The sequence below is a fragment of the Acinetobacter sp. Ac8 genome (genome assembly GCF_055392545.1).
This window is the reverse complement of the sequence record NZ_AP043689.1, coordinates 265,717-286,186: the sequence shown is the minus strand read 5'-3', so window position 1 is coordinate 286,186 and position 20,470 is coordinate 265,717. Positions and strand designations below refer to the sequence as shown.

Here is a 20,470-nt window from a genome sequence, read left to right as displayed (position 1 = left end):
GGAATTTACATTAAATAAATAAATTTCAAATATTTATGCAAAGAACATATAAAATTCTTAAAATTTAAAAGCTTAATTTAATCTTCTACTCAAAAAAAATTGATGACCCTTGCGTCACGGCTTGATACAACTTGTTAGGTTATTTTTAGATATAGTTATCGTAAGATTAGTGAAGTCGAAATGTGTGCGGGAATTGCATACACACTTCAAAACATCAACTTAAGAAGTCCTCCAAAAAAGGAGATCAGGGCATGATCCACGCTGGCAATGCCATTACCGTCCAATTGCTTTCGGACGGAATTGCAGAATTCCGCTTTGACTTACAAGGTGAGTCGGTTAACAAATTCAACCGTGCAACGATTGAAGACTTTAAAGCTGCTATTGAAGCTGTAAAAAATAACAGTGAAGTGAAAGGTCTCATCGTTACCTCTGGTAAATCAACATTTATCGTTGGTGCAGACATCACTGAGTTTGGTGAAAATTTTAAGCAAGGTGAAAGTGCAATTGTAGAATGGGCAATGCCTGTTCACGAGATTTTTAACGCTTTTGAAGATCTAGAGATTCCTAAAGTTGCTGCGATCAATGGTATTGCATTGGGCGGCGGTTTTGAAATGTGTTTGGTATGTGACTACCGCGTAATGTCAAATGCTGCAACAGTGGGCTTACCAGAAGTTAAACTGGGTATCATTCCTGGTTTCGGTGGTACTGTTCGTCTAAGCCGTTTGATTGGTATTGACAATGCGGTTGAATGGATCGCGACTTCAGCAAACAAACGTCCAGATGCTGCGCTGAAAGACGGTGCTGTAGATGCAGTTGTTGCGGCTGACAAACTCCAAGAAGCTGCGATTGATCTTGTTAAACAAGCAATCTCTGGTCGTTTAGACTGGAAAGCAAAACGTCAAGAAAAATTAGAGCCTGTTAAATTAGACATGCTTGAACAAATGATGGCGTTTAACTCATCTAAAGGTGTGGTCCTTGCGAAAGCAAACCCTGCTCAATACCCTGCGCCAAAACTTCTTCTTGATTCACTTCAAGCTGGTGTAAGCCAAAAACGTGATGAAGCGTTAAAAATTGAAGCTGAAGCATTTGCTAAAGCTGCGATTACACCACAAGCAGGTGCATTGATCGGTTTATTCATCAATGACCAAGTTGTGAAAAAAGCCTCTAAAAAACATGAGAAAGGTGCTCACCCTGTTAACCAAGCAGCTGTTTTAGGTGCGGGTATTATGGGTGGTGGTATTGCTTACCAAGCGGCAAGCAAAGGCACACCAATCATCATGAAAGACATCGGTAACCCACAGCTTGCTTTGGGTATGTCTGAAGCGAATGGCTTGTTGACTAAACAAGTTGAACGTAAAAAGATGACACCTGCAAAAATGGGTGAAACACTTGCACGTATCCGTCCTACTTTAAGCTATGACGAGTTTAAAGAAGTTGACATCGTGATTGAAGCAGTCACAGAGAATCCTAAAATCAAGGAAGCTGTGTTACGTGATACAGAAGCAAAAGTTCGTGAAAATACGATCATTGCTTCAAATACCTCTACGATTTCAATCACGCGTCTTGCAAATGCATTGACTCGTCCTGAAAACTTCGTGGGTATGCACTTCTTTAACCCAGTTCACATGATGCCTTTGGTTGAAGTGATCCGTGGTGAGAAAACATCTGAAGAAGCAATTGCGACAACTGTTGTTCTTGCTCAGAAAATGGGTAAAACACCAATCGTTGTAAACGACTGCCCTGGCTTCCTTGTAAACCGTGTATTGTTCCCTTACTTTGGTGCGTTTGACCTTCTGCTTAAAGATGGCGCGGACTTCCAACAAGTTGACAAAGTCATGGAAAAATTCGGCTGGCCTATGGGACCTGCTTACTTGATCGACGTTGTGGGTATCGACACTGGTGTGCATGGTGCTGAAGTTATGGCTGAAGGTTTCCCAGACCGCATGAAGCCTGACTATAAAGGCGCGATCGAAATCATGTACGAAAACAAACGTCTTGGTCAAAAAAATGACATTGGTTTCTACAAATACGAGCTTGATCGTAAAGGTAAGAAAGCAAAATCTATTGATCCAACTGCGTATGAGCTTGTTGCAACGATGGCAACAACTGAAAAGCACGAGTTTGATGCTCAAGAAATTATTGACCGTATGATGCTAGCGTTCTGTAACGAGACTGTTCGTTGCTTAGAGGACAACATTGTTTCTACTGCTTCTGAAGCAGATATGGCAATGATCATGGGTGTAGGTTTCCCTCCATTCCGTGGTGGTCCAGCGCGTTACATCGACCAAACAGGTGTTGCTGAATATGTTGCGCTTTGCGACAAATATGCACACTTAGGTAAGGCTTATGAAGCGCCACAAATGTTGCGTGACATGGCTGCAAACAACAAAAAATTCTACGGTTAAGGAGCAACGTGAATGGCTACTTTAAATCCACGTGACGTTGTCATCGTTGATGGCGTACGTTCTGCAATGGGTAAAACCAAAAACGGTATGTTCCGCAATGTACGTGCTGACAGCTTATCTGCTGAATTGGTTCGTGCTTTAGTTGCTCGTAACCAGTTTGATGTCAATGAAGTTGAAGATTTGATCTGGGGTTGTGTTAACCAAACCCTAGAACAAGGTATGAACATTGGCCGTAACATCGTGTTATTGGCTGACTTACCGAAGACTGTTGGTGGTCAAACTGTAAACCGCCTCTGTGGTTCTTCTATGCAGTCAATCCATACTGCTGCGGCGCAAATTGCAACCAACCAAGGTGATGTATTCATCATCGGTGGTGTAGAGCACATGGGTCACGTTGGTATGATGCACGGCATCGACCTTAACCCAGAAGCATCTAAGCATTATGCGAAAGCATCTAACATGATGGGCTTAACTGCTGAAATGTTAGGTCGTATGAACGGCATTAGTCGTGACGAACAAGATGCGTTTGGTGTTGAATCTCATCGTCGCGCTTGGGCTGCAACTCAGGAAGGTCGTTTCAAAAACGAAATCGTGGGTGTTGAAGGTCATGATGCCAATGGCTTCAAAATCCTTTGCGACATCGACGAAGTCATTCGTCCAGATGCAAACCTTGAAGCATTCAAAGCGTTACGTCCAGTATTTGACCCTAAAGGTGGTACTGTAACTGCTGCGACTTCTTCTGCATTGTCTGATGGTGCATCAGCAATGTTGTTGATGTCTGCTGAACGTGCTCAAGCTTTAGGTCTTAAGCCACGTGCTGTAATTCGCTCAATGGCGATTGCAGGTTGTGATGCTGCGATCATGGGTTATGGTCCTGTTCCTGCAACACAGAAAGCGCTTAAACGTGCTGGCTTAACGATGGAAGACATTCAAACCATCGAGTTAAACGAAGCATTTGCTGCTCAAGGTCTTTCTGTAATGAAAGGCTTGAACATCTATGACAAGCAAGACAAGATCAACTTAAACGGCGGTGCGATTGCATTGGGTCACCCATTGGGTTGTTCTGGTGCACGTATCACCACTACATTATTGAATGTGATGGAACAACAAGATACTCAAATCGGTCTTGCAACGATGTGTATCGGTCTTGGCCAAGGTATCGCGACAATTATCGAACGTGTTTAATTCTTAATTAAACACCAAGATATAAAATCCCCGCTTAATGCGGGGATTTTTTTGAATAAAAAATAATAGTAAAGATAATTTAAACTTTATTTTTAATAAAATTTAACTTAACCTGTTCATTCTTTACACTGAAATTAAACTTTGCTAAATAATGACAGAACGTAGCCATGAAAAAATTTGTATTTCCCCTTGTTGCAAGTTTCGTATTTACAGGCTGTGCAACAACAAAAATTTCGACTGAAACTCGTAACCAACTTAACCAAACACAACCAAGACTTAAAGCTGAACCTGTGGCTATTTTAGTTAATAGCTGCTTACTCACCAATGAAGTGGGCAAAGATCTTATTTTGAATCAGCCCTCACAATTAACCAGTGAAAAATTTATTCAGATATTTTCTCAACAATTAAATCAGAATGGTGTTCAAATCGGTGAAATTGCATCACCGTTTATTTGTGGTTCTATGCCAGAAGAACAACTTAAAAAGTATGATTTTCTGGAAAATAAAGACTCAAAACGTAAAGAGATTACAAACTATCCACTTTTGAACGCTAATCACTCAAATATGAATGCTGATCAACAAAAGGCTGTTTTAGCTTTTAATCAGTTTACTTCAAAATCAAATGAAGTCATTTTGGCAAATGCTCGAAACAAAAAAGTGACTTTAGCACTTCCGATCCTTGAGAAGGAGACATTAAATACTTTAAAAAACTGGTCAAAATCGAATTATATTTTTGTGGTATCGATTGATGGTTTAAAGGCATCAACAGGTTCTAAAGTAGCGCTGGGTGCACTAAGCCTTGGCGTAACACTTGCAACTTTAGGAGCAGGTTCTGGTCTTGTAACAACTTATATACCCAAAGAAGGTCAATTTTATTCAGTAAGCTTATTTGATTTAACCAAACAAGAATTTGTATGGAATAAACATAGCACGACGCTCAAAGGAAATATTTTTTCCACTAAAAATCATTCAACAGAAGCACATACAATCTTGGATCCTTTATTTGAAAATAAAGAAAAATAAATCGGTATTCATCACAATATAGCAATAATGATTCAATACATTTAATTTTCAATAAAATCACCAAACACAAAAAAGCCAATCAACAGATTGGCTTAATGAAATAATCAAAATTTTAAATAACGAATCACTTCGGTAAGCTGCTTCGCCATTTATCACCTAACATCAAATCTAAACGGTCAGCATCGATATTCAACTTAAAAGTTCCATTACGTACTGCTTCTAAGGCTTTCTCACGATTCATCCCCATCGAAAGTGGCTCCATCATGGTAAACAAACCTGATGTTGGGTCAGAGGACTGCAAACCAGCAGCCACAGCTAAAACATACTCTCTGAGTAATGGTGAAGAAATTTGATTTATATTCGGTTCAGAGGCTTTAGGCTGCATATCAAGCACAGCAAAATTATCGCCTATCACATAATTTTGGATCTCATTCTCTTTTTTAATGATCTGATGCTGTAACGCTTTACGTACGTCCTTATCTTCTTGATAAGGAACAACACCTACAGCTTCTTGACGCAGTTCAGAATCCGCCATCACTTTAATGGTAGGCAATGAGGCAACTTCTTCTGCCTGTACAGTGGGTAACCAAACAGAAAGAGCCGTTGCAAGTATCGAAACTTTGATAAAGTTCATACATTTCACCTAAAAAATAAATCATCCTATACATTCAATAAAATGATTCAATACATTTAATATTGTCTATTAAATAGGCTATAACAAATTATAGCGAGATTCACTAAAGCTCAGATAAACGGTAAATACTGTTAAAATTCTAAAATAAAGATTAAATAGGTTTTACTCATTCAACAGCTTGAATAGAGCCACCGATAAATTTTTTCCAACTGATCCGTTTCAGTTTATAAGAGGTCGATTATGAATCTTGCTAAAGTTGCTGAGATAACTCAAGTCAGCCCGCGTATGCTCCGTTATTATGAAGAGCTCGGATTAATTCGTCCGCGACGAACAGCGAATCACTATCGAGATTATAATCAAGCAAACATCGAGGATATTCAAAAAATTAAAGTTCTCAATGATGCTGGCATGCATTTAAAAGACATTAAATTATTATTGCCATGTTTCGATTTGGCTGAGGAAAAACTTACCTTATGCTCAGTTGCCAAAGAGACATTAGAAATGGAGTTAGAACATATTTCAGAAAAATTAGCCAAACTCAAAAAATCTCAAAGCTTATTAGCATCTTTTTTAATGCAAGGAAAAGTTGAAGAAACCAAGCGCTAATCGAGATCAACCTCATTGAAGCGCTTTGACCCGCTCTTTTTCTTCACTATTCATATCTTTCCAAGCTTTTCGATCATTCCAAAACCAATAGCCATTTTTATCCTGTGCAACACATCCCGCATCAGATTTGGTTTTAAAACTTGCATAATCTGCATCCTCAAGTTTGCCAAAACGTTCTTCATAAATATGCTGCTTGTCTTTTGCGTAGCAATCTCCGAGCAGTTCAAAACTACTGGCATCTGCACCCTCCAAAATAGAAAAACTGCCCCCATCCAGCATGCTAAAGTAGCGATAAACATGCCGTTTATCTTTATACAAATTAGAAGGGTTTAACTGCTTAAAGCTCGCTAAATCTATAGTGTCATTCAAAGAAGGCCCATCTTCACCACCAAAACCCAAATGTCGATAAAAACGCTCACCCATAATCGACAGGCTTTTGCTGGGCAAAACATGTTCAGATAGAAATATGCTACAACGATTTGCATAAGGAAACTTTAAAGCCAATTCTCGTTGAGGATTGATATATAAATTGTCCCGCACAAGGGTCCATTGCTGTTTTTCTTGCTCAGCATTTAAAGCCGCTCGCTTTTCCTCCACGACACATTGGTCATACTCAATTTGTTCAGCACATAAAATAGGGGCTAAACCTAAAAAATGCTTCCATCCATAAACCTTTTTATAAGTATCGACACCCAGAATGGAATCTCGGTCAATTTGATACACACCAAAATGATAACGATATAAAGCAACGCTTTTACAATCCTGCTGAACGAGAATTGGCGTCTGGTAAACATAGCCAATTCCACCCAGCAATAGCAGTATAGATATTGCAAAAAACAGCGATACTTTTATATTTTTCATTCATTTACTTCTAAAATTTACAAGGCTTCTTCTAATACTTCCGCATTTTGCTCTTTTTTCTGATTGATTTGGCTATTCAATTTCAGTACATCCTGAAACAACTGGTTAAACTGTTTCACTTGAGCATCTTCCTTAAACAAAATTTGATTGCCCTGCTTCTGCCACTCATATTTTTTTAACAAATCAAACATGGTTTCAGCTTTACCTAAAATTTGTAGCTCATTTAAGATTAAGGTATTTTCAGGGTCAAGTTCAGCATTCTGTTCGAGCTTATCCTGTAATGGTTTTTTGAGGTCCTTGCGCAAATCTATTTTTTTTAATTCGTTTAAAGCCTCAATTTTATTTTGTCTATTTTTTTGCTGATATTGCTGCATCGCTTGTCGTACAGTCACCAGCATCTGTGTTGTTTCTACATAGTTCTGTTTACGGTCAGCATCCAAACGATTTACATCTAAAAAATGATCCCATTTGGCCGCTGCGAGCTGATTTAAATAAGTGTTTCGTGTGTCAATATTCTTGGCCCAATATTTGAGTAAAAATTCGGACAAGGTTTTGTAATCACCTTTGAGCCGATTATCATGAATATCAATATTTACTGGTTTAGAGCGGTCTTGAGCTTGTTCAGAAAGTTGCCGCATTTTTTCAGTCATCACCAAATCAAATGCTTGGCGATTGGCTTCTTCATTCTTTACTGAAGTATGGTCATAGTAGAAAAATCCAATAACAGCCAGAAAAATGATACCGAAAACAATCAAAAGTCGACGCATACCAAGCTCCGAACATCCTTATAGATTACTTAGAATATCCTAAGCGACTCTTTTTTGTATATTAATTATGCAAAATAACAATAAATAACCTTTGCTGAATAAGCTTAAAATGGGCATCGCTTAAAAGTTTCACTTTAAATTTATGAAAACAAACCCCATCATAATCCAGAATTAGATTGTTAGAGATTTCCCCATGCGCGTAGATATTTGGTCAGATGTGGTTTGTCCTTTTTGCTATATCGGTAAAAAACGTTTAGAAGCTGCTGCTGAACAAGCAGGTATTGAGCTTGAAGTCCATTGGCACAGTTTTGAACTTGATCCTGAAGCACCTACGCGTCAAGAAGTTTCAAACTCTGAACGTCTTGCGCAAAAATATGGACGTAGCATCCCTGAAGTTGAAGATATGCAACGTAATATTGCAGCTATGGCGAAAGAAGAAGGCATCCAATTTAACTGGGAAAATGCCAACTCAGGAAATACCTTTAATGCGCATCGTATCATTCACCTTGCACAAAGTAAGGGTTTAGGCTCAGAAGCAGAAGAAGCTTTTTTCTATAGCTATATGACACAAGGTCTACCGATTGGTGAGCGTGAAACAATTGAAGATGTCGCATCTCGTATTGGTTTAAATCCGATCGAAGTTGATGATGTTCTAGACTCTGAAGAATATTCTGACTTTGTAAAATTCGATGAACAAGTTGCTCATGAACAATTAAAAGTAACAGGTGTACCATTCTTTGTCTTTGATCAACGTGTGGCTTTAGCGGGTGCTCAACCACGTGAAGTCTTTGTACAAGTGTTAGAAAAAGCCCTTGAAACTGCAAATGATGCTGAAATCGAACAACAGGATGGCCCTGTTTGTACTGATGAGTCTTGTGAAGTTACCAACAAATAAACTCAGCCAATGAAGAAATTCCTTGAAGGAATTTCTTCATTGTTCAATAACTATCATAATATTTAAGAAAGTGGCTAAAAAACCAACGTAAACAGATCATAAAAATATATTGAATGATTTCTATGCCTTATTTTTAATGGGTCATTTTTTAAAATTTTACGTGCCATTTTTGCAATACAGCGTTGCAGAAAAGGAACTATTCATCACCTTTTTCTTAGACTAAGATCTGTAAATATTTTTCGTTCCCACGAAATTCATGCGCTGTAGTTTCTTTTTTAATTTTCTTATTTTTTAAGACACAACACCTCCTTTTTTGGAGGTGTTTTTGTTTATCCCACAATAAAATCGGCCTTGAGGATAAAATTAAAGTTATCCACAACAGCGTATAGTTTTTCTTCATTCTCGATTTTCAAACGTGCATGGCAGCTATTCACAATTGCTTGTCTATTCCTGGATAAGTGTAGATTTTGTCTCCAAAGAATTTTTAGCTTAAAAGCTTTACTACAATTGGGCTTTGTATAATAAAAGCACTTATCTATTCAAAAACAGCTTAAGTCATGCTTTGATTCGCGATATCGCTGATAGAATGCACTTCATTTTAAATAAATTTATGTTTTTTGTACTTAAAATAGCGATTTCATTGAAATTCAGTGTTTTTTTAAGGCATAGTTATACTGAAAATTAAAAACTGAATGACTCAAAGTTTAAGAAGTGGGCATATGAATAAAATATCAATCTTCTCAAAACTACCTTATGTCTTAATATTAGGCGGTTTTTTTGGGAACGCTGCATTTGCAGAAGTAAATAGCAGTCTTGAAGCGAATGCTAAAACGGGGAAAGTTGATCAGCAACCTTCTTTAGCCACCACCAAAGACAATGAGATCGGCTTGCTCAACTATATTCCAAAAATTGTTGACTCAACACCGACCATTTTCCCAGAGCAATCTGATCAGGTTATTGTTCCCCCAACAGACGCGACAGAAGATCAAACCTGGGCCGACAAAAAGCAGAAAAAAATTAGCAACTGGGCAGACCGCACAGCCAATAAAATGGATAACTGGTTTGGAAAAACTGATCCAGCACATCCAGCATCAGCAACGTTGCGGATCATTGTTGATAATCAATGGAACAAACATGATGGTTATGATGTCAATCCACGTATCCGAGGAAAAGTAAAATTACCCACACTTGAAAACCGTTTAAGTGTGGTGTTTGGTGATGATTCATTAGATGATGAAATTTCCAATAATATTGCGATCAACAACAATCATGCTGATGGTGATCCAGATAAACGCGTGGATGGTAAACAAATTCGCGATGATAACAGCTCGATTGCTTTACGTTGGTCACAGCTTTCTAAACGCTTACCTTTTGACTTAGATGCAGACCTTGGTATTCGTTCAGGTGATGATATTTATGCACGTTTAAAGGCCCAAAAGGATTGGAAACTGGGGAATGATTTTACTTTTCACGCGGAACAAATTTATCGCTATGGCATCGACAGTGAAAACTATTTGAGAACCAACTTAGAGCTAACCCATGCTCGCCCCAATCAGCCCTTTATTTCTAACCAATTCTATGTGACGTATGCAGATGAACAAGACGATGATTTAACTTGGGATAACCGTACTTATCGTCAACATCAGTTCTTTAAAAACAATCGCTTTAACTACGGTATCTATACTGGCGGTTATTATAATAATAATGACCTTAAGCTCAACAGTTGGGGGCCTTTCGTGTCTTGGCGACAACCTGTTTGGCGTGAATGGTTTTACGTACAAGGCGATTTAAATTATTTTAATGATCGTCGTGAAGATCGTAGCCATTTCCCAAGTGCTTTGGTCCGTTTAGAAGCGCTATTTTAAACATCAGCTGAATCTTTAAGCTGAACTGTGGATAAGTTTCGACTTATCCACTGATGTTGATAAAACGCCTGCTATATCCTTTTAATTCAATGGTGCAATTGAAAACAATTCAAAAGTAAAACTATAAGCGGGACCAAAGTCGCTAGAATTTGGCATATACATTGTTTCGTAAGTCATTCGCCCAATCGCCCTAACTTCTTTATCGACTAAAGCATCGTCTATTTTAAGACTTGGATGTACTGCTATAGGTAGCGCCATTCCCCCTTTCCCATCATTAGCTGCAAGTTCATAGTTCTGACCATTTTTTTTCAATATACCAATCACAGCAGCCTGTGTGTTTTGTCGTAAGAACATGGCGTTATGTACTGAAAGATCTGTGGTATTTGCATTGCGCTTTTCAACAGGTGGAAGTTCATATGCCATCACTACTGTTGTAGCTAAACTGAGCAATACAGAACAACCTATACATTGAATTGTTTTAAATTTATTCATTTAATCTTATTGATAAAAAAGCCTATCTTTAAGATAGGCTCTGTTAAAACAAATGACGACTTATTTAAGCAATAAATTGTTAATACGTTTTACATATTCCGCAGGATCATCAGGTAAACCACCCTCTGCAATTACGGCCTGATCAAAGATTACATTGGCTAAATCATCAAACTGGGCCGAACCTTCCAATTTTTTCACTAAAGGATGTTCTGGGTTAATTTCCAGAATTGGTTTAGATTCAGGTACAGCCTGACCCGCTTGTTTTAACATACGAATCAATTGCGGCGAAAGCTCACCATCGCTGGTCACTAGACATGCTGGTGAGTCCACCAAACGCGTTGTCACGCGTACCTCTTTGGTCTTAGCTTTTAATGAATCAGAGAGTTTTTCAACCACAGGTTTAAACTGTTCTGCGGCAGCTTCAAGTGCTTTTTTCTCTTCTGCATCTTGTAAATCACCAAGATCGACTGCACCCTTTGCGACATTTTGCATAGGTGTGCCATCAAAGTCATGCACAAACTCCATCGCCCATTCATCAACACGGTCTGCCATAAGCAAAACTTCAATGTCTTTTTTACGGAACAATTCGAGTTGTGGTGAGTTTTTCGCAGCCGCTAAGCTATCGGCAGTCACATAATAGATGGCTTTTTGCCCTTCTTTCATGCGTGCTTTATACGCTTCCAATGATGTTGAAACCTCATCATTATTCGAAGTAGAGAAGCGTAAAAGTTTTAGAATACGTTCACGATTACCAAAGTCTTCACCTAAACCTTCCTTGATTACTGAACCAAATTCAGCATAGAAGGTTTTAAATTTGTCTTGGTCAGCCTGATCTTCTGATTTTGCTAAAGCATCCAATGTTGTCAATACACGACGTGCATTTCCTTCACGGATGGTTTTCACATCACGGCTTTCTTGTAAAATCTCACGGCTTACGTTAAGCGGCAGATCAGCACTATCCACCACACCTTGTACAAAACGTAGATAATTTGGAATCAGATTGTCTGCATCATCCATAATAAATACACGTTTTACATAAAGTTTAATGCCTGCTTTGGCTTCACGCGTGAAAATATTACTTGGTGCTTTACTTGGAATATAAAGCAATTGGGTATATTCAGTACTGCCTTCAACTCGGTTATGTGCCCAAGCCAATGGTGCATCAAAGTCATGCGTTAAATTCTTATAGAATTCTACATACTGCTCTTCAGTAATTTCGCCTTTGCTACGTGTCCACAAAGCACTTGCTGAGTTAATCGCTTCCCATTCATCTGTTTTAACATAATGACCTTGTTTTTTCTCTTCACCTTCAGCAGCTTCTTCTTCCTGCCAAACTTCCTTCTGCATTTCGATAGGTAAGCTGATATGGTCAGAGTATTTATTGATAATTTGTTTAACTTTATAAGATTCTAAATAATCCAGCGCATCATCACGCAAATGCAAAATAATCGACGTTCCACGTGAAGCCTTCTCAATTTGTTCAACTTCAAAGTCACCCGTACCGCCACTGATCCAACGTACACCTTCTGATGCATCTAAACCTGCACGACGAGATTCAACGGTAATTTTATCAGCAACGATAAAACCAGAATAAAAACCTACACCAAACTGACCAATCAATTGCGCATCTGCTTTTTGATCACCAGATAACTTTGACATAAAGTCTTTAGTGCCCGATTTAGCAATCGTCCCTAAGTTATCAATGGCTTCTTGTTGGCTTAAACCAATACCATTGTCTGAGATGGTGATTGTTTTGGCATCTTTATCTAAGCTTACACGAACATGTAAGTCTGGATCATTCTCATAATATTCAGGATGGTTAATTCCTTCAAAACGTAACTTATCACATGCATCTGAAGCATTTGAAATCAGCTCGCGTAGGAAAATTTCAGGGTTAGAATAAAGTGAATGCGTCACTAAATGTAAAAGCTGAGCCACTTCTGCTTGAAAGCTATGCTTTTTTGAACTGTGTTGTACGTTCTGTTCACTCATAAAATCACTCCGTAAATTCATAACGCTTTTTTATTGAATGCATTAGAAATGGAGTGGTTTAAGTATATTTCAATAGGCAAATTTAATTTTTTTTAAAATGGGCCTTGTTGATAAACTCGATTCATATAAATCTCTAGTTTTTGCTGACGCATTTGATACGCATCGGTTAAACAACGTAGATTGTCCTGACATTGATTGCGCAGTTGTAACCATTTCACTTGCTGATCCTGTATCACACCCCGTGTTCCCATCGGAACGAGTTTACGGATAATGGTATAGGTGGTCGCCATTTTGACATCTGCATCGTTTAAACTGCGATGCTCACAAATGGCATGTTCACTTTTGGTTTGCGCATGCTCACAATTAAAACTTGCAGCATTGCCTATAGTGCTGCTACTTAACCCTACAAATATTATAAAAATTAAATTTTTCATATCATGTCAAAGTCTTATTGATGTTCTGATAGATTAAATGGATTTAATCAGCGCTTATATAGCTAAAAATAACTATTTTTTATTGCTTCTTGTTTCAATATATAAGGCTCTGTAAAAATAAAAAAACTCGGTAAATTTACCGAGTTTTTATGATTCTAAAGCGAACTTAGAATCTATAGCTATAACCCAAAGTATAGATAACTGGATCAATATCTAAATCAAATTTTGCAGCAGTGGTATTACCCGCTTTAACAGTCACTTCTGGGCTTAATTGAGCATAACGGGCATCAAAGAAAACACCCCAGTTTTTTGCATCAGCAGGTTGGAAGTTAAAACCGATTTGACCAGCAAAACCAAAATCATCTTTAACTTTAACCTTAGTGCCCGCCAATGCCCCAGATGATTCCTCATCCCATGCAAGGAATGCTGTACCACCCACACCAATATATGGTGTAAAACGTGTAGAGTTTTTAAAGTTATATTTAAACGTTACAGTTGGTGGTAAGTGTTTAAGGTTAACTGCTTTTTCACCATCTAATTTCACATCGTGGCTAATTGGTGTCGCTAATAAAACTTCCGCAGAGAAAGGTGTTTCACCAAAGATATATTCTACAGAAGGTGTAAAAGCATATTCATGGTCTGCTTTCACAGTACCAACACCAGCAACTTTGGTGTCTTGTGTTGGTGCAATCACCGAACCACCAACTTTGACTTGCCAATCTGCAAATGAAGCAGAAGAAATTGCCATTAATGCAATAAGAGCAGTTTGCTTTAACATTATAAATACCCCAGCGTTGTTATTAATAAACATTAAACATAGGTGTTAATAATATTGCAACATTTATTTAAATCAAGAATTGTTATATATTTTCAAATAACTGTTATATAAGAAAATTTATTTTAATCATATCAAAATGGTTGGTTTTAAAATCCAACCAAATTAATCAAGATTATTGAGCAAAATTTAATATAAAAATGGATTCATTATTATAAATTAACAATATCTATAAAATAAATTTAAACCTCATTTTCGGGGCTTTATATTCAGAGAAAAATCTAGCCTTCATAACCTAGATGATAAATTCAGCCAATCAGATTGGTATCTCTAAAATTTTTATTAAAAAAATTTAAAAGTGCATTAAAAACAGAGGTTTAATCTAAATTATTGATTTTTTATCAATTTTTAAAATTAGGAAATTAAATCAACCTATGCTCACAATCAGACATCATTATAAAGTTATGTTACATAGTCTAAATCATATTATTTAAATAGTTTATTTTATGATGAAAGAATTACTATATTTTAATCAATAAAAATATAGTAATTTATATATTCATACGAATTTTATTATAACCTTTTGGAATCATAATACCTTGCTTAATATCATTTACTAAATTATTCCATTTATTTTCAACACAGTTCTCCAAAGGTTCTGGATAATTTCCTGTTCGATTAAAATTTTCCCATCCATCTATTGAAACCCCTAAAAACTGTTCAATTGACTGTATCGCTTTATCTAATGATTCATATTTAAGATTAATATCTATCCCTGTATCCTCATCACTTCCATCATAATAAAAGTAGGATATTAATATTTGATCTTTGTTCAAAAAACCAATTACTCTCATATAATTCCCATACTCTTCTAATAAAACTCTATCTACTACAACAGGTTTGGTCATACCAACTTCAATATAACTCACTAATTCACATATGTTCATATTTACTTTTTCCAATAATTACAATGATGTCCTATTACCATCAGGTATCTCTATGCCGTGATCTTGAAGTATTTTTATGAATTGGAGTAGTATGATCACAAAGGTTTATAACTCACCTTTATATGTATCTATTTGATCAGCCAAATTCCCACTCGCCTTATTATTTAGGCTTAGATAATTGATAATCTTGATCGGCTGATCTTAATTCTGGCATATTATTTAAGATTTTTCCTGCAGTTTAAATATCAAAAACTATAATACTCCCATCTTTACAAAGAATATCAACCCATCTATTTAAATGATTTTAGTCGAACAGATATAAAAAAGGCTGTTTAGATCTCATCATAAACAGCCTTAACTTAAAAAATAAACGCTACAGCACCATCGCAGCAATCCAACCAAACACCAATAATGGAATATTAAAATGGATAAATGTTGGAACAACCGTATCCCAAATATGATCATGTTGCCCATCTACGCCCAAACCAGCAGTAGGCCCCAAGGTCGAATCTGAAGCTGGTGAACCCGCATCTCCTAATGCTGCCGCAGTACCAATTAAGGCAACAGTTGCAAGCGGAGAGAAGCCGAATTGTACACATAAAGGAACATAAATGACTGCAAGTACAGGCACACTTGAAAATGATGAACCAATTCCGATCGTTACAAATAAACCAATAAATAACATCAAGAAAGCAGCCAACGCTTTATTATCACCAATCAAATGTACAACACCGTTGACCAACTGATTAATATCCCCAGTATGGGTCATCACGGATGCAAAACCCGCAGCAGAGATCATAATAAAACCGACCAATGCCATCATACGCATCCCTTGTACAAAAACATCATCCGCTTCTTGCCATTTAAAAATCCCTGCGGCAGAGAGAACAGAGAACCCGACCAATCCACCAAGAATCATTGAGCCTGAATACAATTGAGAGATGAGGGTTAAAATGATTGCCAGCAATGCCATAAGAATAGTTTTCTTGGCAATCACAGGAGCTTCTTGCTTGGCTTCTTGCTCTAAGGCAATACCATCAGCTTTTAATACCTCAACATTTACCGCACGAAGTGGTTTATCTAAATCAATCGTGGTAATTGGTGCAACATTACGATCAACATAAATACGCGGTTTACGATAACTGACAAAAACGGCAAATAAAGTACCAATCACCATACCCAATACAGGAATAGCCATCCCCATAGGCATCATGCTTCTTTCAACATGCAGATGATAAGCAGCGCCAATTTTGTTGATATTCCCCATCAGAATTTGTTCAAGAAAAATTGCACCAAAGCCTACAGGCAAGAAGATGTATGTGCCGACTAAACCTAAGGTCAGTACACATGCTGCGGCACGACGGTCGAGTTTCAAGTGATTCATCACTTTTAATAACGGTGGAACAAGGACAGGAATAAACGCAATATGCACAGGGATTAAGTTTTGTGAACAAATCGCGGCAATCAGTAAAATACCCAATAATAAGAATTTTACTTTGGTTGCTTGTTTCTGCGTGGCTTCCATACCGAGTAAGCCGATCAGTTTATAGGCCAATAAATCAGGCAAGCCTGACTTTGAAAGCGCCAAAGCGAAAGCGCCTAATACCGCATATGCCAAGGCAACTTCTGCACCATCACCCAAGCCCGCATTAAATGCTGTAACAGTATCTGACAGACTTAAACCTGCAACTAACCCACCTATAATTGCTGAAATAACCAATGTTAAAACAACAGAAACTCGTGCCAGTGACAAGATAAACATCACGGCAATCGCAATAACGACAGCATTCATGGAGAAATTTACGAAAATTTGAAAGCCGATATTTTATCAGATTCACTACAATGAAGCTGTAATTTAGTCGAACTGGTCATAAAATGAATAGGCCATGTGAAAACATGGCCTATTTTTATAAGAGCTCACATCACTTTAGGCGAATCAACTCTCACTATTTTTGAGTGCAAATGTTTGAATATATTGTGCAATCTCTTGTGGTTGGCTAAGTACTGCCCAATGGTTTGCATCAACTTCTACACGTTCAAAATCTGTTGCCCATTTAGGCACTTCATCAATCAATTCTGGGCTTACAAATTTATCTCTTAACAGTACAACAGCCTGTACAGGACATACTGCATAACGCTGACGCGGTCGAGTTAAACGTGGAAGAAAGTTAGCACGGTATAGTCCGATACCATGTTCACCATCTTTTGCAATATTTTGGTTTAACGGTAAGCCTTTCTTTTTCTCAAGTTGCGTTAAAATTGCGCCCCAGCGTTGTGGACTAAAGAAATGCCAAACGGTCGGTGCAAGAAATGGTAACTGGAATGCAACGATATACCAAGATTTAAATAACTGCTTAAAAAATTTAGGCTTTTCATGCAAGAACTGTTCACGCATCCAAAAAGCAGCATGATCTAAACAAGGCCCAGACATGGTGGTATAAGACAAAATACGATTTTTAAATTTAGGTTCAGTCACAGATTCCCACGACTGAATCGAGCCCCAATCATGCGCTGCAAGATGAAAATTACGATTGGGCAGTAGCTCATTTACCACACACTCTAAATCCAGAGATAAGCGTGCTAAAGCATAATCACGAATTCGTTTCGGCACAGAAGACTGTCCTGCCCCACGTACATCATAAGTAATGATGTAAAATTTTGAGATCAATTGTTCAATAATCGGTTCCCAAACTTCCTGATTATCAGGATAGCCATGCACTAAAACCAATGCAGGGTTTTCAGCATTACCCCATGTTTTTGCATAAAGTTTTTGCTTATCTTGTGTGGATATCCAATAAGTTTGCACTTGCATTGAGTCACCTTTTATTGTTTTACCATTGGCTGTGATTTCGTAGTAGAGGGCATTTGGATCAATGCCACATTCCATTCAGTTCTTTATTATGGTTTAAAAATCGATAACTAGAATTGACCATGAATGCGCTAATCAAAAAACTACAGACAATCCCATTTGTTTCCAAATTTATGTTGAATCATTTTTCTCCATATAAAGGTGCAGGGATTGAAATCGAAAAAATTGATCTAAAAAACTATCATGTTCGGGTCAAAATGCCACTGACACACAGCAATCAAAATATTGTTGGTGTGCACTTTGGCGGTAGTTTGTATTCAATGGTTGATCCATTTTATATGCTTCTTTTAATGCATCATCTGGGTCCGAAATATATGGTTTGGGATAAAACCGCAAGCATCAACTTCCTTTCCCCTGGACGTAGTACGGTTTATGCAGATATTCGTTTAGATGCGATTGAAATTGAACATGTCAAAGATTTAGCTGAAAACTATAGTCCAGTCTATCGTAACTATACCGTGAATATTTTTGATGATTCTGGTTTAAGAATTGCTGAGGTACAAAAAACCGTATATATCCGTCGTAAAAACCCCCACCCCTTAAAACGCTAAACAAGATTTAAATCAGTTTTGCTAAAGCGAAACATCAATAGGATGCCGCAACAGTACTAAGATGGTCAGATCTTTTAATCTTAGATATGAATAGGGATAAAAATAAGCGCATCACGTAATCAGCAATGCTAATACGTTGCGCTTATTTTTATTGAGTCTTGGGTTTAGACGCTTACTTATTTTGCTCAATAGCAGCACCAGCACCACCACCGATCGCGCCACCAATTGCAGCACCGGCATCACCGCCAAGAACACCCTTACCAAGGACTGAGCCAATACCCGCACCGATACCACTATAGGTTGCATTGCGATTTGAACCATTGTTGGCTTTGCTTCCTACAGCTGCACCACCGCCTGCACCAACAGCAGCACCAACGCCATTACCTGCATGATTACCTACACCGCCACCAACAGCCCCACCAAGGGCCGCTGAAGCAATACGCTTATCGTTTGCTGACATGTTTTCACAACCTGTAAGCATCACAATAGGTAAACTCACACACATCATAGTCATTACTATTTTTTTCATGTTATTCATCCTTTCTATCTGAACTTACAAATGCAATTGATTAAGACTGATTTTATGAAAACACTAATTTATGGATTAAATTAAATTTTCATGTTGCCATTTGTAGTCTTTGATTATCAAAGATGCACCATCTAATTTAAATAACATTCATGTTAATAAGAAATTATTAGATCGCTTTCATAAAGCAAAAGATGATCATGTTGAGTGAATTATATTGGTATTGAAAGTCCCTTCTCGCTTTGGGAGAAGGCTAAGATGAGGGAAATTTCATGTTGATTTATCGTTTTAAAAAGGCGTGTCTAGTCCTGAAATAGGTTGACACTTATTTCATACAAACGCTCGATGCATTTCATCGGGCGTTTTGTATTTTAGCGACATATGCGGTCTACGAACATTATAAATTTCTATAGACTCTGCAACCATTCGCCTAGCTTCTTCAAGATTCTTTGGTTTATGAAGTAAATATTCATTCTTCAATATACCGTTGACCCTTTCAGCTAAAGCATTCTGATAACAATCATATCCATCGGTCATAGAACATCGAATATTATGTTTCTGATGTAATTCCTGATATTTCTTTGAACAATATTGTATGCCTCGATCTGAATGATGAATTAGTGAATATTGTGGGGCTTTACGTTCCTTTAATGCTTTGATATATGCTTGGCTAACAGCTTCTGCACCTAAATTGTCATCTACATGATAACCCACTATTTTTCTAGACCAAGCATCAGTGATTAGGCTTAGATAAGCTTCTCCTGTTTCTATAGGAAGATAGGTTATATCTGCAACCCAAAGTTGCTCTGGTTTCTGTGGTATCACTTGCCCAATTCCAAACTTAACCAAGTTAGGATGCTTGTGAAAACGATGGTGGCTATTCGTTGTCTTATGATATGCGCGTTTAGGTTGTACTAATAAACGATGATCTCTGAGTAAATCAAACAATCGATCTCTACCAATAGTGATACCTATTATCGTATTCAGTAAATAATGGAGTTTCCTTGTTCCAATACGAGGCTGAAACATTCTTTCTTGTCGAACTTGCTTTAATACATTTTGTTCATATCTATATCTTAGGTTCGATTGCTGGCATTGTTTGTAATAAGCTTGTCGAGTGATATCAAGATAATGGCAACATTCAGTGATACTAAAACCTATCGCTTGTTTTTCTTTAATGGCTTGCCTTGTGGCTTTTTTGTAGTGCTTACTCCGTAATCTCGTTCGAGTATATTTATAATGGATTCAAATAACTCTGCTTTTCTTTTTGTTTCATATAACTGTTGTTCAAGCTCTTTGATTCTTTGTTCGGGTGTGAGTGGTAAAGGATCAGACATTTGTTTTTCTCCATGACGTAATGGGGTGCCTTGACTCCAATCTAATCTACCATGCTTTCTTAACCAAGCTAAAACAGTTGAACGCCCTTGAATACCATATCTACTCTGAGCTTGTTTATAAGTCATTTCACCTTTTTCAACTTGATCTACGACTGATAATTTAAAAGCTAAGCTGTAATCTCTTTGTGTTCTTTTAACTATTGTTTTCATTACACTCTCCAAATTTAAGTTTAGAAAGTGTCAACCTTATCTAGGACGGGACAGCGTTATGAAAAAAGCCTATCTTTGAGCAATCACTTTCTAGTTA

The 20,470-nt window shown here is 37.5% G+C and carries 19 protein-coding genes; 7 read left to right on the top strand and 12 right to left on the bottom strand.

Features of this window, described 5'->3' with window-relative positions; translation table 11 throughout:
- The first annotated feature begins 251 nt into the window (after positions 1 to 251).
- From fadB to ACZ5QH_RS01325, 3 genes are all read left to right on the top strand, one after another.
- Positions 252 to 2,405 (top strand): fatty acid oxidation complex subunit alpha FadB, encoded by a 2,154-nt coding sequence (gene fadB, locus ACZ5QH_RS01335; RefSeq protein WP_004818537.1) that lies wholly within the window; start codon positions 252 to 254, stop codon positions 2,403 to 2,405.
- Positions 2,406 to 2,417: 12 nt separating this feature from the next.
- Entirely contained in the window at positions 2,418 to 3,590 is a 1,173-nt protein-coding gene (gene fadA / locus ACZ5QH_RS01330) for an acetyl-CoA C-acyltransferase FadA (RefSeq protein ID WP_004718442.1), read from the top strand.
- A 167-nt stretch (positions 3,591 to 3,757) separates the two neighbouring features.
- Entirely contained in the window at positions 3,758 to 4,612 is an 855-nt protein-coding gene (locus ACZ5QH_RS01325) for a YajG family lipoprotein (RefSeq protein WP_270382989.1), read from the top strand.
- Between the two features lie 124 nt (positions 4,613 to 4,736).
- Here ACZ5QH_RS01325 and ACZ5QH_RS01320 read toward each other — a convergent pair whose 3' ends face one another.
- Positions 4,737 to 5,246 carry a hypothetical protein gene (locus ACZ5QH_RS01320; protein ID WP_303577790.1) on the bottom strand — a complete coding sequence of 170 codons (510 nt, stop codon included), beginning with the start codon at positions 5,244 to 5,246 and terminating at the stop codon, positions 4,737 to 4,739.
- A gap of 240 nt (positions 5,247 to 5,486) precedes the next feature.
- On the opposite strand from ACZ5QH_RS01320, the gene ACZ5QH_RS01315 reads away from it, so the two are divergent.
- Complete coding sequence (locus ACZ5QH_RS01315; RefSeq protein WP_004818532.1) at positions 5,487 to 5,852, top strand: MerR family transcriptional regulator; 366 nt, start codon at positions 5,487 to 5,489, stop codon at positions 5,850 to 5,852.
- 12 nt (positions 5,853 to 5,864) lie between these two features.
- Here ACZ5QH_RS01315 and ACZ5QH_RS01310 read toward each other — a convergent pair whose 3' ends face one another.
- Both ACZ5QH_RS01310 and ACZ5QH_RS01305 read right to left on the bottom strand, forming a co-directional pair.
- The gene (locus tag ACZ5QH_RS01310; protein ID WP_303577791.1) at positions 5,865 to 6,713 is read right to left on the bottom strand and encodes a DKNYY domain-containing protein; all 849 of its coding nucleotides are present in this window, start codon (positions 6,711 to 6,713) and stop codon (positions 5,865 to 5,867) included.
- Positions 6,714 to 6,730: 17 nt separating this feature from the next.
- Positions 6,731 to 7,480 (bottom strand): hypothetical protein, encoded by a 750-nt coding sequence (locus tag ACZ5QH_RS01305; protein ID WP_004818529.1) that lies wholly within the window; start codon positions 7,478 to 7,480, stop codon positions 6,731 to 6,733.
- Between the two features lie 193 nt (positions 7,481 to 7,673).
- Here ACZ5QH_RS01305 and ACZ5QH_RS01300 point away from each other — a divergent pair, with 193 nt between their 5' ends.
- Both ACZ5QH_RS01300 and ACZ5QH_RS01295 read left to right on the top strand, forming a co-directional pair.
- Entirely contained in the window at positions 7,674 to 8,375 is a 702-nt protein-coding gene (locus ACZ5QH_RS01300; RefSeq protein ID WP_303577792.1) for a DsbA family oxidoreductase, read from the top strand.
- A 719-nt stretch (positions 8,376 to 9,094) separates the two neighbouring features.
- A complete protein-coding gene (locus ACZ5QH_RS01295) occupies positions 9,095 to 10,240 on the top strand; it encodes a hypothetical protein (RefSeq protein WP_034617322.1) in 1,146 nt (381 codons plus the stop codon).
- 81 nt (positions 10,241 to 10,321) lie between these two features.
- On the opposite strand, the gene ACZ5QH_RS01290 is transcribed toward ACZ5QH_RS01295, so the two are convergent.
- The 7 genes from ACZ5QH_RS01290 to ACZ5QH_RS01260 form a co-directional block, all read right to left on the bottom strand.
- A complete protein-coding gene (locus ACZ5QH_RS01290) occupies positions 10,322 to 10,732 on the bottom strand; it encodes a hypothetical protein (protein ID WP_303577793.1) in 411 nt (136 codons plus the stop codon).
- A gap of 60 nt (positions 10,733 to 10,792) precedes the next feature.
- Positions 10,793 to 12,724: a molecular chaperone HtpG gene (htpG, locus tag ACZ5QH_RS01285; RefSeq protein WP_239046623.1), complete on the bottom strand. Its 1,932-nt coding sequence runs from the start codon at positions 12,722 to 12,724 to the stop codon at positions 10,793 to 10,795.
- A 92-nt stretch (positions 12,725 to 12,816) separates the two neighbouring features.
- The gene (locus ACZ5QH_RS01280; RefSeq protein WP_303577794.1) at positions 12,817 to 13,158 is read right to left on the bottom strand and encodes a lysozyme inhibitor LprI family protein; all 342 of its coding nucleotides are present in this window, start codon (positions 13,156 to 13,158) and stop codon (positions 12,817 to 12,819) included.
- Positions 13,159 to 13,324: 166 nt separating this feature from the next.
- A complete protein-coding gene (locus tag ACZ5QH_RS01275) occupies positions 13,325 to 13,936 on the bottom strand; it encodes an OmpW/AlkL family protein (protein ID WP_034617314.1) in 612 nt (203 codons plus the stop codon).
- Positions 13,937 to 14,484: 548 nt separating this feature from the next.
- Entirely contained in the window at positions 14,485 to 14,841 is a 357-nt protein-coding gene (locus ACZ5QH_RS01270) for a hypothetical protein (protein WP_303577795.1), read from the bottom strand.
- A gap of 412 nt (positions 14,842 to 15,253) precedes the next feature.
- A complete protein-coding gene (locus ACZ5QH_RS01265) occupies positions 15,254 to 16,672 on the bottom strand; it encodes a Na+/H+ antiporter family protein (protein ID WP_004818515.1) in 1,419 nt (472 codons plus the stop codon).
- Positions 16,673 to 16,816: 144 nt separating this feature from the next.
- The gene (locus tag ACZ5QH_RS01260) at positions 16,817 to 17,692 is read right to left on the bottom strand and encodes an alpha/beta fold hydrolase (protein ID WP_034617325.1); all 876 of its coding nucleotides are present in this window, start codon (positions 17,690 to 17,692) and stop codon (positions 16,817 to 16,819) included.
- Between the two features lie 119 nt (positions 17,693 to 17,811).
- Here ACZ5QH_RS01260 and ACZ5QH_RS01255 point away from each other — a divergent pair, with 119 nt between their 5' ends.
- Positions 17,812 to 18,300 carry a PaaI family thioesterase gene (locus ACZ5QH_RS01255; protein ID WP_004818511.1) on the top strand — a complete coding sequence of 163 codons (489 nt, stop codon included), beginning with the start codon at positions 17,812 to 17,814 and terminating at the stop codon, positions 18,298 to 18,300.
- A 172-nt stretch (positions 18,301 to 18,472) separates the two neighbouring features.
- Here ACZ5QH_RS01255 and ACZ5QH_RS01250 read toward each other — a convergent pair whose 3' ends face one another.
- A complete protein-coding gene (locus ACZ5QH_RS01250; protein ID WP_004718470.1) occupies positions 18,473 to 18,829 on the bottom strand; it encodes a hypothetical protein in 357 nt (118 codons plus the stop codon).
- 327 nt (positions 18,830 to 19,156) lie between these two features.
- Positions 19,157 to 20,373 (bottom strand): IS3 family transposase gene (locus ACZ5QH_RS01245; protein ID WP_244012906.1). Its coding sequence is split into 2 segments (ribosomal slippage): positions 19,157 to 20,028 and positions 20,028 to 20,373, totalling 1,218 coding nucleotides; the frame shifts between segments, so codons are not numbered across the junction.
- Positions 20,374 to 20,470 lie beyond the last annotated feature (97 nt).

Excerpts from the sequence above, each read along its gene's own strand:
- fadB (WP_004818537.1), top strand. The coding sequence starts at position 252 with ATGATCCACGCTGGCAATGCCATTACCGTCCAATTGCTTTCGGACGGA.
- fadA (WP_004718442.1), top strand. The coding sequence starts at position 2,418 with ATGGCTACTTTAAATCCACGTGACGTTGTCATCGTTGATGGCGTACGT.
- ACZ5QH_RS01325 (WP_270382989.1), top strand. The coding sequence starts at position 3,758 with ATGAAAAAATTTGTATTTCCCCTTGTTGCAAGTTTCGTATTTACAGGC.
- ACZ5QH_RS01320 (WP_303577790.1), bottom strand. The coding sequence starts at position 5,246 with ATGAACTTTATCAAAGTTTCGATACTTGCAACGGCTCTTTCTGTTTGG.
- ACZ5QH_RS01315 (WP_004818532.1), top strand. The coding sequence starts at position 5,487 with ATGAATCTTGCTAAAGTTGCTGAGATAACTCAAGTCAGCCCGCGTATG.
- ACZ5QH_RS01310 (WP_303577791.1), bottom strand. The coding sequence starts at position 6,713 with ATGAAAAATATAAAAGTATCGCTGTTTTTTGCAATATCTATACTGCTA.
- ACZ5QH_RS01305 (WP_004818529.1), bottom strand. The coding sequence starts at position 7,480 with ATGCGTCGACTTTTGATTGTTTTCGGTATCATTTTTCTGGCTGTTATT.
- ACZ5QH_RS01300 (WP_303577792.1), top strand. The coding sequence starts at position 7,674 with ATGCGCGTAGATATTTGGTCAGATGTGGTTTGTCCTTTTTGCTATATC.
- ACZ5QH_RS01295 (WP_034617322.1), top strand. The coding sequence starts at position 9,095 with ATGAATAAAATATCAATCTTCTCAAAACTACCTTATGTCTTAATATTA.
- ACZ5QH_RS01290 (WP_303577793.1), bottom strand. The coding sequence starts at position 10,732 with ATGAATAAATTTAAAACAATTCAATGTATAGGTTGTTCTGTATTGCTC.
- htpG (WP_239046623.1), bottom strand. The coding sequence starts at position 12,724 with ATGAGTGAACAGAACGTACAACACAGTTCAAAAAAGCATAGCTTTCAA.
- ACZ5QH_RS01280 (WP_303577794.1), bottom strand. The coding sequence starts at position 13,158 with ATGAAAAATTTAATTTTTATAATATTTGTAGGGTTAAGTAGCAGCACT.
- ACZ5QH_RS01275 (WP_034617314.1), bottom strand. The coding sequence starts at position 13,936 with ATGTTAAAGCAAACTGCTCTTATTGCATTAATGGCAATTTCTTCTGCT.
- ACZ5QH_RS01270 (WP_303577795.1), bottom strand. The coding sequence starts at position 14,841 with ATGACCAAACCTGTTGTAGTAGATAGAGTTTTATTAGAAGAGTATGGG.
- ACZ5QH_RS01265 (WP_004818515.1), bottom strand. The coding sequence starts at position 16,672 with ATGAATGCTGTCGTTATTGCGATTGCCGTGATGTTTATCTTGTCACTG.
- ACZ5QH_RS01260 (WP_034617325.1), bottom strand. The coding sequence starts at position 17,692 with ATGCAAGTGCAAACTTATTGGATATCCACACAAGATAAGCAAAAACTT.
- ACZ5QH_RS01255 (WP_004818511.1), top strand. The coding sequence starts at position 17,812 with ATGAATGCGCTAATCAAAAAACTACAGACAATCCCATTTGTTTCCAAA.
- ACZ5QH_RS01250 (WP_004718470.1), bottom strand. The coding sequence starts at position 18,829 with ATGAAAAAAATAGTAATGACTATGATGTGTGTGAGTTTACCTATTGTG.